General features: G+C 66.0%; 13 protein-coding genes. 6 read left to right on the top strand and 7 right to left on the bottom strand.

Translation table 11 applies throughout. The annotated features are described in order from the left end of the window. Positions 1-5: 5 nt before the first annotated feature. Entirely contained in the window at positions 6-989 is a 984-nt protein-coding gene (gene dapD / locus CXY78_RS10265; RefSeq protein WP_104089277.1) for a 2,3,4,5-tetrahydropyridine-2,6-dicarboxylate N-succinyltransferase, read from the bottom strand. Positions 990-1,006: 17 nt separating this feature from the next. On the opposite strand from dapD, the gene dapE reads away from it, so the two are divergent. From dapE to CXY78_RS10250, 3 genes are all read left to right on the top strand, one after another. Continuing rightward, on the top strand, positions 1,007-2,119 hold the full coding sequence (dapE, locus tag CXY78_RS10260; protein ID WP_233206153.1) for a succinyl-diaminopimelate desuccinylase: 1,113 nt from the start codon (positions 1,007-1,009) through the stop codon (positions 2,117-2,119). Positions 2,120-2,146: 27 nt separating this feature from the next. Continuing rightward, positions 2,147-3,382 (top strand): hypothetical protein, encoded by a 1,236-nt coding sequence (locus CXY78_RS10255; RefSeq protein WP_233197401.1) that lies wholly within the window; start codon positions 2,147-2,149, stop codon positions 3,380-3,382. Between the two features lie 93 nt (positions 3,383-3,475). Further along, positions 3,476-3,652 carry a DUF3117 domain-containing protein gene (locus CXY78_RS10250; protein WP_092108645.1) on the top strand — a complete coding sequence of 59 codons (177 nt, stop codon included), beginning with the start codon at positions 3,476-3,478 and terminating at the stop codon, positions 3,650-3,652. 77 nt (positions 3,653-3,729) lie between these two features. Here CXY78_RS10250 and CXY78_RS10245 read toward each other — a convergent pair whose 3' ends face one another. Further along, positions 3,730-4,362 (bottom strand): O-methyltransferase, encoded by a 633-nt coding sequence (locus CXY78_RS10245; protein ID WP_092340762.1) that lies wholly within the window; start codon positions 4,360-4,362, stop codon positions 3,730-3,732. Positions 4,363-4,449: 87 nt separating this feature from the next. On the opposite strand from CXY78_RS10245, the gene CXY78_RS10240 reads away from it, so the two are divergent. Together CXY78_RS10240 and ppk2 are read left to right on the top strand one after the other, a co-directional pair. Continuing rightward, on the top strand, positions 4,450-4,839 hold the full coding sequence (locus CXY78_RS10240; protein ID WP_092340763.1) for a sec-independent translocase: 390 nt from the start codon (positions 4,450-4,452) through the stop codon (positions 4,837-4,839). A gap of 21 nt (positions 4,840-4,860) precedes the next feature. Next, a complete protein-coding gene (gene ppk2, locus CXY78_RS10235) occupies positions 4,861-5,685 on the top strand; it encodes a polyphosphate kinase 2 (RefSeq protein ID WP_092340764.1) in 825 nt (274 codons plus the stop codon). Positions 5,686-5,688: 3 nt separating this feature from the next. Here ppk2 and CXY78_RS10230 read toward each other — a convergent pair whose 3' ends face one another. Genes CXY78_RS10230 through CXY78_RS10220 form a run of 3 tightly spaced genes read right to left on the bottom strand, consistent with a single transcriptional unit; the run spans position 5,689 to position 8,797 of the window. Then, a complete protein-coding gene (locus tag CXY78_RS10230) occupies positions 5,689-6,855 on the bottom strand; it encodes an Mrp/NBP35 family ATP-binding protein (RefSeq protein WP_104089275.1) in 1,167 nt (388 codons plus the stop codon). After that, positions 6,852-7,409, bottom strand: a complete 558-nt coding sequence (locus tag CXY78_RS10225) for a DUF1003 domain-containing protein (RefSeq protein WP_092340766.1) — start codon at positions 7,407-7,409, stop codon at positions 6,852-6,854. The genes CXY78_RS10230 and CXY78_RS10225 overlap by 4 nt, the downstream gene beginning before the upstream one ends. Positions 7,410-7,465: 56 nt before the next feature. Then, entirely contained in the window at positions 7,466-8,797 is a 1,332-nt protein-coding gene (locus CXY78_RS10220) for a magnesium transporter MgtE N-terminal domain-containing protein (protein WP_092341551.1), read from the bottom strand. 109 nt (positions 8,798-8,906) lie between these two features. Here CXY78_RS10220 and CXY78_RS10215 point away from each other — a divergent pair, with 109 nt between their 5' ends. Next, positions 8,907-9,422, top strand: a complete 516-nt coding sequence (locus tag CXY78_RS10215; protein WP_092341532.1) for a general stress protein — start codon at positions 8,907-8,909, stop codon at positions 9,420-9,422. Between the two features lie 70 nt (positions 9,423-9,492). On the opposite strand, the gene CXY78_RS10210 is transcribed toward CXY78_RS10215, so the two are convergent. Both CXY78_RS10210 and CXY78_RS10205 read right to left on the bottom strand, forming a co-directional pair. Continuing rightward, positions 9,493-11,049, bottom strand: a complete 1,557-nt coding sequence (locus CXY78_RS10210) for an aminopeptidase P family protein (RefSeq protein ID WP_104089274.1) — start codon at positions 11,047-11,049, stop codon at positions 9,493-9,495. 86 nt (positions 11,050-11,135) lie between these two features. After that, entirely contained in the window at positions 11,136-12,176 is a 1,041-nt protein-coding gene (locus CXY78_RS10205; protein ID WP_104089272.1) for an endonuclease/exonuclease/phosphatase family protein, read from the bottom strand. Between the last annotated feature and the right edge of the window lie 37 nt (positions 12,177-12,213).

Genomic DNA, 12,213 nt, shown 5'->3' with positions numbered 1-12,213 from the left:
CCAGCTCAGGCGTGCAGTGCGGCGTTCAGCGTGATTCCGCTGCCACTGCGGGCGAGCACCTCGACGGCGCCGGAGATGGAGTTGCGGCGAAACAGCAGGTTAGGCACGCCGGAGAGCTCGACCGCTTTCACCGTGGCGAACGTGCCGTCGGTGAGCCGTGGTTCGCCGACGAGCACAACCTTGGTGCCGGCCGTCACGTAGAGTCCGGCCTCGACCACGCTGTCATCGCCGATCGCGATGCCCACGCCGGAATTGGCTCCGAGCAGCGCGCGCGCGCCGATCGAGATGCGCTGCGTTCCGCCACCTGACAGGGTGCCCATAATGGATGCGCCGCCACCGATATCCGCGCCGTCACCGACCACGACGCCCTGCGAGATGCGGCCCTCGACCATCGAGGAACCGAGGGTGCCGGCGTTGAAGTTGACGAAGCCCTCGTGCATCACCGTGGTGCCGGGGGCGAGGTGGGCGCCGAGCCGCACGCGGGAGGCATCTGCTATTCTCACGCCGGTCGGAACGACATAGTCAAGCAGCGGTGGAAATTTGTCGACGCCGCTGGCCTGAATGCCGGCGCGCTGCAGGGTCGGGCGCAGGCGGGCGAAATCGGTCGGCACCATGGGACCGGCGTTGGTCCACACTACGGTGGGCAGAAAAGCGAAGATGCCGCCGAGGTTGATGCTGTTCGGCAGAACGAGGAGGTGCGAGAGCAGGTGCAGCCGCAGGTAGGCATCCGACGTGCTGGCTGGTGCCGCGCCGAGGGTGATTTCCACAGTGACGGCTTCGAGGCGTACCGCGCGGCGGGCGTCGTCGCCAGCCGCTTCGCTCAACTCCGCCGGAACGATCCAGCGATCGCGGCCGGTCGGCAGCGCGCCGAGTACCGGGGTGGGAAACCAGGTATCCAGCACGGTGCCGTCGGTGGCGACGGTGGCGAGGCCGTATCCCCAGGCCTGGGTCGGTGTGGCAGGAGCGTTTTCGGAAACTACGGAGGGCATACCTCTAGATTAGTAGGGTGACTTCTAGACTTCCGGCCCCAGCAAAAACCACCGTGCTCGACCTGACAGCGACGTCAATCGAACTGACTAGACAAATCTGCGACCTGGAGTCGGTGTCGGGCAATGAGACTGCCCTCGCCGACGCGATCGTGGCGGCGCTTCACGGTTTCGACCACCTCGAGATCATTCGCGACGGCGACACCGTCGTCGCCCGCACCAACCTGAATCGTGCGCAGCGCGTCGTCATCGCCGGCCACATCGACACAGTGCCGCTCAACGACAACCTGCCCACCCGCTACGAGACCATCGACGGCACCGACTACCTCTGGGGCCGCGGCACCGTCGACATGAAGGCCGGCGTGGCCGTACAGCTGAAGCTCGCCGCCGAACTGACCGAACCCGGGGTCGACGTGACCTGGATGTGGTACGACCACGAAGAGGTCTCCGACGAGCTCAACGGCCTCGGCCGGCTCGCCCGCAACCGGCCCGACCTGTTTATCGGCGATTTCGCGATTCTCGGCGAACCGACCCGAAGCCAGATCGAGGGCGGCTGCAACGGCAACCTGCGCGTCGAAGTTCGCACGTTCGGCCTGCGCTCGCACTCGGCGCGCAGCTGGGTCGGCGAGAATGCCATTCACAAGGCCGCCCCGATTCTCAACATTCTGGCCGGCTACCAAGCCCGCGAGGTCGAGGTTGAGGGCCTGGTCTACCGCGAAGGGCTGAACGCGGTCGGCATTACCGGCGGCGTCGCCGGCAACATCATCCCCGACGAGTGCATGGTGCACGTCAACTACCGTTTCGCCCCCAGCCGCAGCGCCGACGAAGCCGTCGCCCACTTGCGTGAGTTGTTCGCCGGCTACGACCTCACCGTGGTCGACCGTGCCGAGGGCGCCCGGCCCGGCCTCGACGCCCCGCTCGCCCGCGAATTCCTGAACGCTGTCGGCGGTGTCGCTACGCCCAAGTACGGCTGGACCGACGTCGCCCGCTTCTCCGCGCTCGGCGTTCCGGCCGTCAACTACGGTCCCGGCGACCCGCTCAAGGCGCACGCCGACGACGAACGCGTCGCCGTGGCCGAGATCACGGCCTGCGAGAACGGCCTGCGCGCCTGGCTGAGCGCATCCGTTCGTTAACGCAGCGACAGAACAATGACTGAGCGGATGCTCCGCCCCCGCAGGCAGACCGCGCCCCGGTCGCGCGCCCGGCGGCTGCCAGCGGCCTGGCACGCCCGCTACCGGCTGACCCCGTGGTGGGGCAAGGTCGTCGTGGTCTGGGCGCTGTCACGCCTGGTCACGACAAGCCTCATCCTGGTGCTGGCGAGCGTACAGGGCCCCAACGCGTGGACCGGTGCCAGCCCGAAATACACCGATTTCGCGACCATGTGGGACGGTCGCTGGTACAACATCGTCGCGGCGGTCGGTTATCCCAGCGTGCTGCCGCTCACCGATGGGGGACAGATCGGCGAGAATGCCTGGGCGTTCATGCCGGGCTATCCGGTGGTGGCCCGGCTGATCATGGAACTGACCAATTTTCCGTGGGCGCCGGTGGCGGTGTTCGTGTCGGTCGGTTTCAGTCTCGGCACCGCCCTGCTGTTCTACCGCCTCATGGCGCGGGTGCAGTCGCCGGCGACCGCCCTGTTCTCGGTGGTGCTGTTCTGCGTTGCCCCGCTGTCGCCGATTCTGCAGTTCGCCTACGCCGAGTCGATGTACCTGTTCTTTCTTACCCTCGCCCTCTACCTGCTGCTCGAGCGCCGCTACTGGCTGCTGTTCCCGGTGATCGCGGTGATGGCCCTCACCCGGCCGAGCGGACTCGCATTTGCCCTCGCCCTCGGGCTGCACGTGATCTACCGCTTCGTCACGCGCCGCCGCGACCCGTTTTCCGTCGCCGAGCGGATGCTGGCGGCCTCCGTTGCCGTCTTCAGCGCGCTGATGGGACTGGCCTGGCCGATCGCGGCCTGGGCCGCCACCGACGACCTGATGGCCTACACCGACACCGAGTTGGCGTGGCGGGCACCGTACATCGGCTACGTGGAACTGGTTCCGTTCACGGCCTGGTTCCAGGGCGGCGTCTGGTGGCTCGGTAGCCCGTGGGGCATCGCGGTGGTCACCGCCCTCATCCTGACCTTCGCCGTGCTGCTGTTCACGCCCGCAGTACGGCGGCTCGGCGTGGATCTGCGGCTGTGGGTGGCCAGTTACGGGCTGTACCTGCTCGCCGTATTCTTTCCGCAATCGAGCACGTTCCGGCTGCTCATGCCGATGTTTCCCTTGCTCGGTGCGGCCGCGCTACCGCGCAGCCGCATCTATCGAGTGTCGATCGTTCTGCTCTTCGTGGCCGGCCAGTGGGGCTGGCTGCTGATCTGCTGGGGCGTGGATGGTTACGACTGGACTCCGCCGTAAGAAGCCTGATTTGACACTGAGTCCGACCCTAATTTACGTCTCGGGCCGAGATAGTCGATAATGGGTATACAAAGACGAATGGAAGGGGAGTTCATGGCGGCCATGAAGCCACGTACCGGAGACGGTCCAATGGAGGCTGTAAAAGAGGGGCGCCTGATCATCGTGCGTGTACCGCTCGAGGGTGGGGGTCGGCTCGTTGTCTCCGTCAACGACGCCGAGGCCAAGGAACTTCACGATGCACTTGCCGGGGTTGTCGCTGCGGCGAAGTAGCCTCGTGTTCCTATAGTTAATACAGCAGAACGGCCACGCAGGTATTGCGCGGCCGTTCTGGTGTATCTGGGAACGTTCTAGGCGCGCAGCTTGGTGATCTGCAGCAGCCCGTCGCCGACCGGGGACAGCGCGCTGATCACAGCGCTCGATGCGGCGATCTCGGTCAGCAGAGTGCGAAACCCGGTCGCGACATCGTCGCGCTGAGCCGGGTCGGCCACCCGTCCGCGCCACAGCGCGTGCGCGACGAGCACCGTGCCGCCCGGACGGGCCAGGCGCAGTCCGTGTTCGACGTACTCGATGACCGACTGTGGGTCGGCGTCAATAAACACAATGTCGTAAGAATTCTCGTTCATGCGGGGCAGAACCTCGCCGGCCTTGCCCGTGATGAGGCGCACCCGGTTCGCCGGAATTTTCGCTTCGATGAAGTTCGCCTTCGCGTGCTGCAGGTGGTCGACCTCGGTATCAATCGAGGTGAGAGTTGCGCCGGGAGCTCCGGTCAGCAGCCAGATCCCCGAGACTCCGGCCCCGGTACCGACCTCGAGGATGCTGCGTGCCCCGGTGGCCGCCGCCAGAACGGCCGATTGCGCCCCCACCGAGGGCGGAATGGCATCGATCCCCAACTCGAGGGATTGCTGGCGCGCCTTGGCGATAGCTTCGGACTCCACGACACAGTCGTCGGAGAATTTCCAGTTCAGTTCAATGTCAGACACAAATAACTCCAGTAGATGATTAGGTCAAGACTAGGGCCGGGGCGCGTGTGGTCTGTGGATGCCTCGCCGGGCAGTTACTCTAAGGACATGTTTGGGCTGACGTTCGAGAAGATTCTTCTGATCGGGATCATCGCTGTCTTCTTGCTCGGCCCCGACAAACTACCGCACTACGCCGCGCAGCTCGCTCGCCTCGTGCGCCAGTTGCGCGATATGGCCAACGGGGCCAAAGACCGCATGCGCGATGAAATGGGTCCGGAGTTCGACGATCTGGACTGGAAAAAACTGGACCCGCGCCAGTATGACCCGCGTCGCATCATCCGGGAAGCCCTCGCCGACGAAGACCCGTTCAAGGAACAGTCCGCAACGATTTCTCGCGCCGAACCCAACCCGGAGGGTGCATACCTGAAACGTAAGCGGGCACGGGAAGCGGCCCTGGCCGCGCTCGAACCGGCCCCGTTCGATACTGAAGCCACGTAGTTCCGGTCTGACGGAGTCTCGATGTCGAAAACGCCTACAACCATTCTGCGCGTCAAGAAGAAGGTCTACGAGGCCGAACTGGCCCGCCTGCAGGCCGAACTGGTCACGATGCAGCAGTGGGTGAAGGCATCCGGTGCCCGTGTCGTGGTGATATTCGAGGGCCGCGATGCCGCGGGTAAGGGCTCGGCGATCAAGCGCATCACCGAATACCTGAACCCCCGCGTCGCACGCATCGTCGCCCTGCCGATGCCCACCGAACGCCAGCGCGGCCAGTGGTATTTTCAGCGGTACATCGAGCACCTGCCATCGACCGGCGAGATCGTGCTGATGGACCGCTCCTGGTACAACCGGGCCGGCGTCGAACGGGTCATGGGCTACTGCACGAGTGACGAATATCGCCGGTTTCTGCACCAGGCACCGTTGTTCGAGCGGATGCTGGTCGAAGACGGAATCCTGCTGGTCAAGTACTGGTTCTCGGTGTCTGACCTGGAGCAGGAACGACGTTTTCGGTCACGCCTGAACGACCCGATGCGGCGCTGGAAGCTCTCCGAAACCGACGTGCTGTCGATCACTAAATGGGTCGATTATTCCAAGGCGAAAGACGAGATGTTCGTGCACACAGACATCGCCGAAGCGCCCTGGTGGGTGGTGGAGAGTGAAGACAAGCGTTCGTCCCGGCTGAACGTGATCAGCCATCTGCTCTCGCTCGTGCCGTACGAGAAGATCGACCCGCCGAAGGTGCACATTCCGCCGCGTCCGCCGGACTCCGACTACGAGCGGCCGCCGCGCGAGGAGAACCACCAGGTTCCCGACCACGCGGCGACGCTGGTCAAGCCGAAAGAGTAGGCGCTAACGCGGCGTGAGCCCGAGGCTGAGGCCGGCCAGGCCACGCGCACGGGTTTTCATGCTGTGGGCCAGCGCCAAAATGGCGCGGGCTGCGGGGTCGTCGGGCGCGCCGAGCACAACCGGCAGTCCGTCGTCGCCGCCGGTGCGCAGGGCCAGGCTGAGCGGAACCTGCGCGAGCACCGGTGCCGGTGTCTCCTGACCGACTGAGAGCCGCCTGGCCACTTCGGCGCCGCCGCCGGAACCGAACAGTTCGAGCAGGCTGCCGTCGGGCTGCACCAGGGCGGACATGTTCTCGATCACCCCGTAGACGCTTTGCCCGGTCTGGCGGGCCACGATTCCGCTGCGTTCCGCCACATCGGCGGCCGCCGCCTGCGGGGTGGTGACAACGATGACCTCGGCGTGGGGGAGCAGCTGGCCGACCGTGATGGCGACGTCGCCGGTTCCTGGCGGTAGGTCGAGCAGCAGCACGTCGAGGTCGCCGAAGTACACGTCGGTGAGAAACTGCTTGATCGTGCGGTGCAGCATCGGGCCGCGCCACGCGACCGCGGCCGACTTGTCATCGATGAACATGCCGATCGAGATGACCTTCACGTCGTGCGCGATCGGCGGCAGAATCATATCGCCGACCTGGGTCGGTTTCACCGCGAGCCCGTCGTGCACGAGGCCGAGCAGGCCGGGAATGCTGAAGCCGTGTACGTCGGCATCCACGATGCCCACCCGCAGTCCTTCGCCGGCCAGGGCCACCGCCAGGTTCGCGGTGACGGTGGACTTGCCCACGCCGCCCTTGCCGCTCGTGATCGCGTAGACGCGGGTGAGTGACTCCGGGCCGAACTGCACGCTGCGCTCCACCTGGCCGCCGCGCAGCTTCTCGGTGAGCGCGGTGCGCTGCTCGCGGGTCATGATCGCCACCGCGACGCTCGCCAGGCCGACCCCAGCCACCGACTCGGCGGCGGCCAGAACGTCGCTCTCAATGCGCGCTGCGGCCGGACAACCAGCAATGGTCAAGCGGATGCCGACGCTCACCCGCCCGGTCTCGCTCACCGTCACCGCCGACACCATGTCGAGGTCGGTGATGGGTTTGCGAATCTCCGGGTCGGTCACCCGGGCCAGGGCGGTGAACACGCGGGCGCGGATGCTGTCGGGCGTTGAACTCAGTGGGGCAGGAGTCATGCGGTGGGGCGGCTTTCGTTGGTGATGTCGGAGCCTGTGGGTTCATCCAGGTGACTGCGCTCATCCAGGTGTTCGAGCAACGCACGCAATTCGGCGCGAATGAAATCCTTCGAGGCCATGTCCTTGATCGCGATGCGCAGGGCCACGACCTCGCGGGCGAGGTACTCGGTGTCGGCGAGGGTGCGTTCGGCCCGCTGCCGGTCCTGTTCGAACTGCACCCGGTCGCGGTCGTCCTGCCGGTTCTGAGCGAGCAGGATCATCGGCGCGGCATAGGACGCCTGCATCGACAAAACCAGGGTCAGCGCGATGAACCCGAGTGCGACGGAGTCGAAGCGCCAGTCCACCGGAGCGAGGGTGTTCCAGGAGATCCAGGCGACGGCGAACAGGGTGAGCCCGAGCAGAAACCACGGGGTGCCCATGCCGCGGGCGATCGCCTCGGTGAAGCGTCCGAACCGGTCCCGACTGTGTCCGCTCCGATTCAGCCCAACGATGTTGCTCGTCCGCAGGCCCTTGGGGGCGTCCAGGCGCAGGTCGGCGCGGTTATTGCGGGCCACGAGTCGTCCTTTGCGCTCCGGGCAGTATTGGTATGGTAATGCTGCCGGTTCGGCGGTTATTGTGGGCCACGAGTCGTCCTTTGCGCTCCGGGCAGTGGAATGCTGCCGGTTCTCAGTTCGCTGCGGGCTGCGGCCCGGCGGCGCACATCATCATTGCCGTCGTGGCTGCGCCAGTCGTCGGGCAGCAGGTAGTCGAGCACGTCATCAATCGTCACCACCCCGACCAGTCGGTAGTTCTCGTCGACCACGGGCACCGACACCAGGTCGTAGCTCGCCAGGATACGGCTCACTTCGGCGGCCGACGTGTCGGCGGTGACCGGGTCGAGTCCGGCGTCGAGCAGCGTGCCGAGGCGTTCGTGGGGCGGGTAGCGCAGCATCCGCTGAAAATGCACCATGCCGAGGAATCGGCCGGTGGGAGCTTCGTAGGGCGGCAGGGTCACGCAGATCGCCGCGCCGAGCGCCGGGGCCAGGTCGTGCCGACGGATGCGCGCGAGTCCTTCGGCGACGGTGGCGTCGGCTGAAACAATGATCGGTTCGGTCGTCATGAGCCCGCCCGCGGTGTCGGGGGCGTAGGAGAGCAGAAAGCGTACGTCTTCGGCTTCTTCGGGCTCCATCAGGTCGAGCAGCTGTTCGCCGCGCTCCTCTGGCAGCTGGGCGATGAGGTCGGCGGCGTCGTCGGGCTGCATCTGGTCGAGCACGTCGGCGGCGCGGGCGTCGCCGAGGCTGGTCAGAATGCCGACCTGGTCGGTTTCGGGCATCTCTTCGAGCACGTCGGCGAGGCGATCGTCCGGCAGTTCACCGGCTACCTCGAACATGCGCTCGCGCGGCAGGTCGAGCAGGGTGTTGGCAAGGTCGGCGGGCTTAAGGTCGGAGTAGGTCGCGATGAGGTGCTCGGCGGATTGCGCCTGGCCCTTGGTTTCTTTTTCGCGTACCTCGGCCCAGGTGGCGAAGGTCGTGACGCCCTTGACGAACGGTGAGGCGCTGGTTTTGGGGCGGCGCACGAACAGTTGGCTGATGGCCCAGTCCGCCTCCGTGCCCTCCTTGATCGCGACGTCTTCAATCGTGGCTTCGCCGGAACCGTCGGTGAAGAGCACCTTGCGGCCGAGTAATTCGGCGATGACGCGCACCTCGCCGCCGCGCTGTTCGTAGCGGCGCACGTTGATCAGGCCGGTCGTGATGATCTGGCCGCTGCCGATGCTGGTGACCCGATTGATCGACACGAACACGCGCCGTTTGCCCGGTATCTCCACGATCAGGCCGACAACGCTGGGCGGGTCGTTTTTTCGATACACCACGAGAACATCGCGCACCTTGCCCACGCGGTCGCCCGCGGGGTCGAAAACGGTGCACCCGGCCAGTCGGGCAACAAAAACTCTGGTGGCACTCACACTATAAATGTAGGCCACTGGCCTGATAATCGTTGCCCGGCACGAAGGGTTCATTTTCGCTGAACGACCACTCAGCCCCGCAGTCCGGCCGTCATGAAAGAATGGGGCCATGAGCAACCAGAGCCTTTTCTCCCGACGCCGCCCGGTGCTGCCCCCCGTGTTGCCGCGCGGGGAGGTGCTCGCCACCTACAGCACGTACGCTGACGCGCAGGCCGCCGTCGACACGCTGGCGAAGGCCGATTTTCCGGTGAAACAGCTCTCGATCGTGGGCAACGACCTCAAGAGTGTTGAGCGGGTGACCGGCAAACTGACCTACGGCCGGGTCGCGCTCGCGGGGGCGGCATCCGGTGCCTGGCTCGGAATCTTCTTCGGCATCCTGTTCTTTCTGTTCTCGCCGACCGGATCGAGCCTGCCGTTCGTGTTCGCCGCCCTCATCATGGGCGCCGGGTTCGGCATGCTGCTCGGGATCGCAAGCTACGCCATCAACCGGCGCCGGCGTGACTTCACCTCGACCATGCAGGTCATCGCGACCAGTTACCAGATCATCGTCGATCCCGAATTGGTACACCGTGCCCGCAACCTGCTGGGCGACGAGCCCCCGGCACCCGTCACCCCCTCTGAATAGTCACGCGAGAGCGCAAAAAGTGCCCGATTGAGATTCTCAAACGGGCACTTTTTGCGCTCTCGCGAACCGGTTAGCGCTTGGACGCCGCCAACCACGCCTCTACCTCGGTGGCGGTTCGGGGGATCGCGGCCGAGAGGTTTTCGGCACCGGTCTCGGTCACCAGGATGTCGTCTTCGATGCGCACGCCGATGCCGCGGAATTCGGCCGGAACGGTGAGGTCGTCGGGCTGAAAGTACAGGCCGGGTTCGATGGTGAAGACCATGCCCGGTTCGAGTACGCCGTCCATGTACATGTCGCGGCGGGCCTGCGCGCAGTCGTGCACGTCGATGCCGAGATGGTGGCTGGTGCCGTGCACCATGTAGCGGCGGTGCTGGCCGTTCTCTGGCTGCAGGGCCTCGTCGGCGGAGACCGGAAGCATGCCCCACTCGGCGGTGCGGCGCGCGATGACGTTCATTGCCGCAGCGTGCACGTCGCGAAACACCACGCCGGGGAGAACGACGGCGAAGGCGGCATCCGCTGCTTCACGAACGGTCTCGTAGACCAGACGCTGAACGTCGGTGTAGACGCCGTTGACCGGGAGGGTGCGGGTGATGTCGGCGGTGTAGTAGCTGTCGAGCTCAACGCCGGCGTCGATGAGAATCAGGTCGCCGGGGGCGACGACGCCGTCGTTGCGGGTCCAGTGCAGGATGCAGGCGTGCGGGCCGGACGCGGCGATGGTGTCGTAGCCGACCGTGTTGCCGTCGCTGCGCGCCCGGGTGTTGAAGACGCCCTCGACCAGGCGCTCGCCGCGGGCGTGCTGGCTCGAACGCGGCAGGTCGGCGATGACATCGTCGAAGCCGCGCGCGGTCGCGGCGACGGCGAGGCGCATCTGCGCAATCTCGTAGGCATCCTTCACCAGGCGCAGTTCGGAGACGTCGCGGGCCAAGCCGGCGTCGGGCTCGTGCTCGGCGTTGATCTCGATGCTGAACGGGGAATCGGTGGCGTTGCTGCCGAGTACCCGTTCCGCGGCGAAGCGCAGGCGGGCTTCGTCGACCTGCTCGGTGAAGGTCGGGTCGGCCTCCCGCAGCACGAGGGTTTCGCTGTCGACGGCGTTCAGCACTCCGGCGAGCTCGGCGATGCCGCGCACATCGAGAGCCAGATCGCTCGCGACCTGGGCCACCGATGGGCGCGGGCCGATCCAGAATTCGCCGATGTCGGGGTTGGCGTAGAACTCGTCGGAGTCGCGGCCGGCTCGTTCCCGAAAGTACAGTGTGGCGTCGTGGCCGGCATCCGTCGGTTCGAGCACGAGAACGGCGCCGGGTTCGCTGTCGCTGCCCCAGCCGGTGAGGTGCGCGAAGGCGGAGTGTGCACGAAAGGCGTAGTCGGTGTCGTTGGAGCGCTGCTTCAATCGGCCGGCCGGAATGATCAGGCGCGCTCCGGGGTACTGGGCAGAGAGCCGCGCACGTCGGGCGGCGGCGAAGGGCGCCTGTTCGCGGGCGGGCGGCAGCACGTCGGTGCGATCGGCCCAGCCGCTCGCGATGAACGATTTGAAGCCGGTAGATCCCGGTGTGGTCGAACGGTTCTCGTTCGAGCGCACGGGTGGAGTAAGAGCAGCGGGAATAAGAGCGGAAGCAGTGGTATCAGCCATTGCACCATTCTCGCACCGCACTCTGGGCGGCGGCCGATCACCGTGGCGCAGATGCTGCGATGACCGGATGCCGGTGCCTGCGCGGTCTACGCGGCCGGTGTGAGCGTGGCCACGATCGGCCGGTGATCGCTGCCGGCACCGTCGAGCGACTCGATCACCTGCAGCGCGCTCACGTGCCAGTTCGGGGTAGCCATGACGTGATCGATGGGGCTGCCGAGCAGCGCGGGAATGCTGGTGGGCCAGGTGCCGACGGCCGCTGCGCCGGCCGATAGCGCGGCATCACCGCAGTTTCCGAGAACAGCGTCCGGCGCACCGGCGCGGTCGGCCATGTGATCGAGGGTCGAGTTAAAATCGCCCGCCATGATCACGTTGTCGGCCTGACACTGGGTGGCGAGCCAGTCGAGGTCGCTGCGCCAGTTCGACATTTCATACTGGATCGGGGCCACGGCATGTACGGCCACGATGGTCGGTCCGCTGCCGTCCACCGGTTTGGCGACAACGGTCGGCAGCACGTTGGTGTTGCCCGGCGGGCCGGACCCGGCCGCGTTGCTCACGGCGTAGTCGCCGAGTTCCGGACTGATCAGCAGGGTGGTGGAACGAGCCTTCGACACCAGATCGAAGGCAAGTGTGTGCACCCACATGGGCCGGCCGGCGTCGCGCATCAGTTTGGCGATCAGGACACCGGTCGCCTCTGTTGTTTCGGGCAGGGTGACGATGTCGGCATTCTGAGCCACCGCTTCCGCGGCGATGACCGCGGCGCCCGGAGCGTCTCCCAGTGTGTTCCAGCTGAGCACGGTGACGGAGTCGGCGGAACTAGTCGGCGCCGTACTGACATCGGCGGTATCAGCGGTGAAGCCGCGGGAGGCGAGAATACCGAGATTGGCCACGGCGAACAGGGCGAGCAGTACCATGACCATGCCGAGGGTTCGCCGCAGCGGCCGAATGAAGCGCAGCAGACCGAACAGCACGAGGCCGACGATCGCACCGATCACGGCGATCGCCCGAAACGACACGAGGTGTGCGACGACCCAGGTGTTGTGCAGGCCGAACGCCTGCGGCCAGGTCAGGACCAGCAGGAAAACGGCGGCAGCGATGAGAATCAGTGCCCGGAAGAGTCGCGTGAACATTGTTTTGAACTGTAGATGAGAATTCTGGGGAATCCCC

Source organism: Cryobacterium sp. N19 (assembly GCF_002929595.1).
GTDB classification, from domain to species: Bacteria; Actinomycetota; Actinomycetes; order Actinomycetales; family Microbacteriaceae; genus Cryobacterium; species Cryobacterium flavum.
The sequence above is the reverse complement of the archived record's forward strand: the minus strand, read 5'-3'. Positions and strand labels throughout refer to the sequence as shown.

What these genes read in the sequence shown, in the direction of transcription:
- CXY78_RS10240 (WP_092340763.1), top strand. Translation starts at nt 4,450, where the DNA reads ATGTTTGGGCTGACGTTCGAGAAGATTCTTCTGATCGGGATCATCGCT.
- CXY78_RS10210 (WP_104089274.1), bottom strand. Translation starts at nt 11,049, where the DNA reads ATGGCTGATACCACTGCTTCCGCTCTTATTCCCGCTGCTCTTACTCCA.
- CXY78_RS10230 (WP_104089275.1), bottom strand. Translation starts at nt 6,855, where the DNA reads ATGACTCCTGCCCCACTGAGTTCAACGCCCGACAGCATCCGCGCCCGC.
- CXY78_RS10255 (WP_233197401.1), top strand. Translation starts at nt 2,147, where the DNA reads ATGCTCCGCCCCCGCAGGCAGACCGCGCCCCGGTCGCGCGCCCGGCGG.
- CXY78_RS10205 (WP_104089272.1), bottom strand. Translation starts at nt 12,176, where the DNA reads ATGTTCACGCGACTCTTCCGGGCACTGATTCTCATCGCTGCCGCCGTT.
- CXY78_RS10215 (WP_092341532.1), top strand. Translation starts at nt 8,907, where the DNA reads ATGAGCAACCAGAGCCTTTTCTCCCGACGCCGCCCGGTGCTGCCCCCC.
- ppk2 (WP_092340764.1), top strand. Translation starts at nt 4,861, where the DNA reads ATGTCGAAAACGCCTACAACCATTCTGCGCGTCAAGAAGAAGGTCTAC.
- CXY78_RS10250 (WP_092108645.1), top strand. Translation starts at nt 3,476, where the DNA reads ATGGCGGCCATGAAGCCACGTACCGGAGACGGTCCAATGGAGGCTGTA.
- dapD (WP_104089277.1), bottom strand. Translation starts at nt 989, where the DNA reads ATGCCCTCCGTAGTTTCCGAAAACGCTCCTGCCACACCGACCCAGGCC.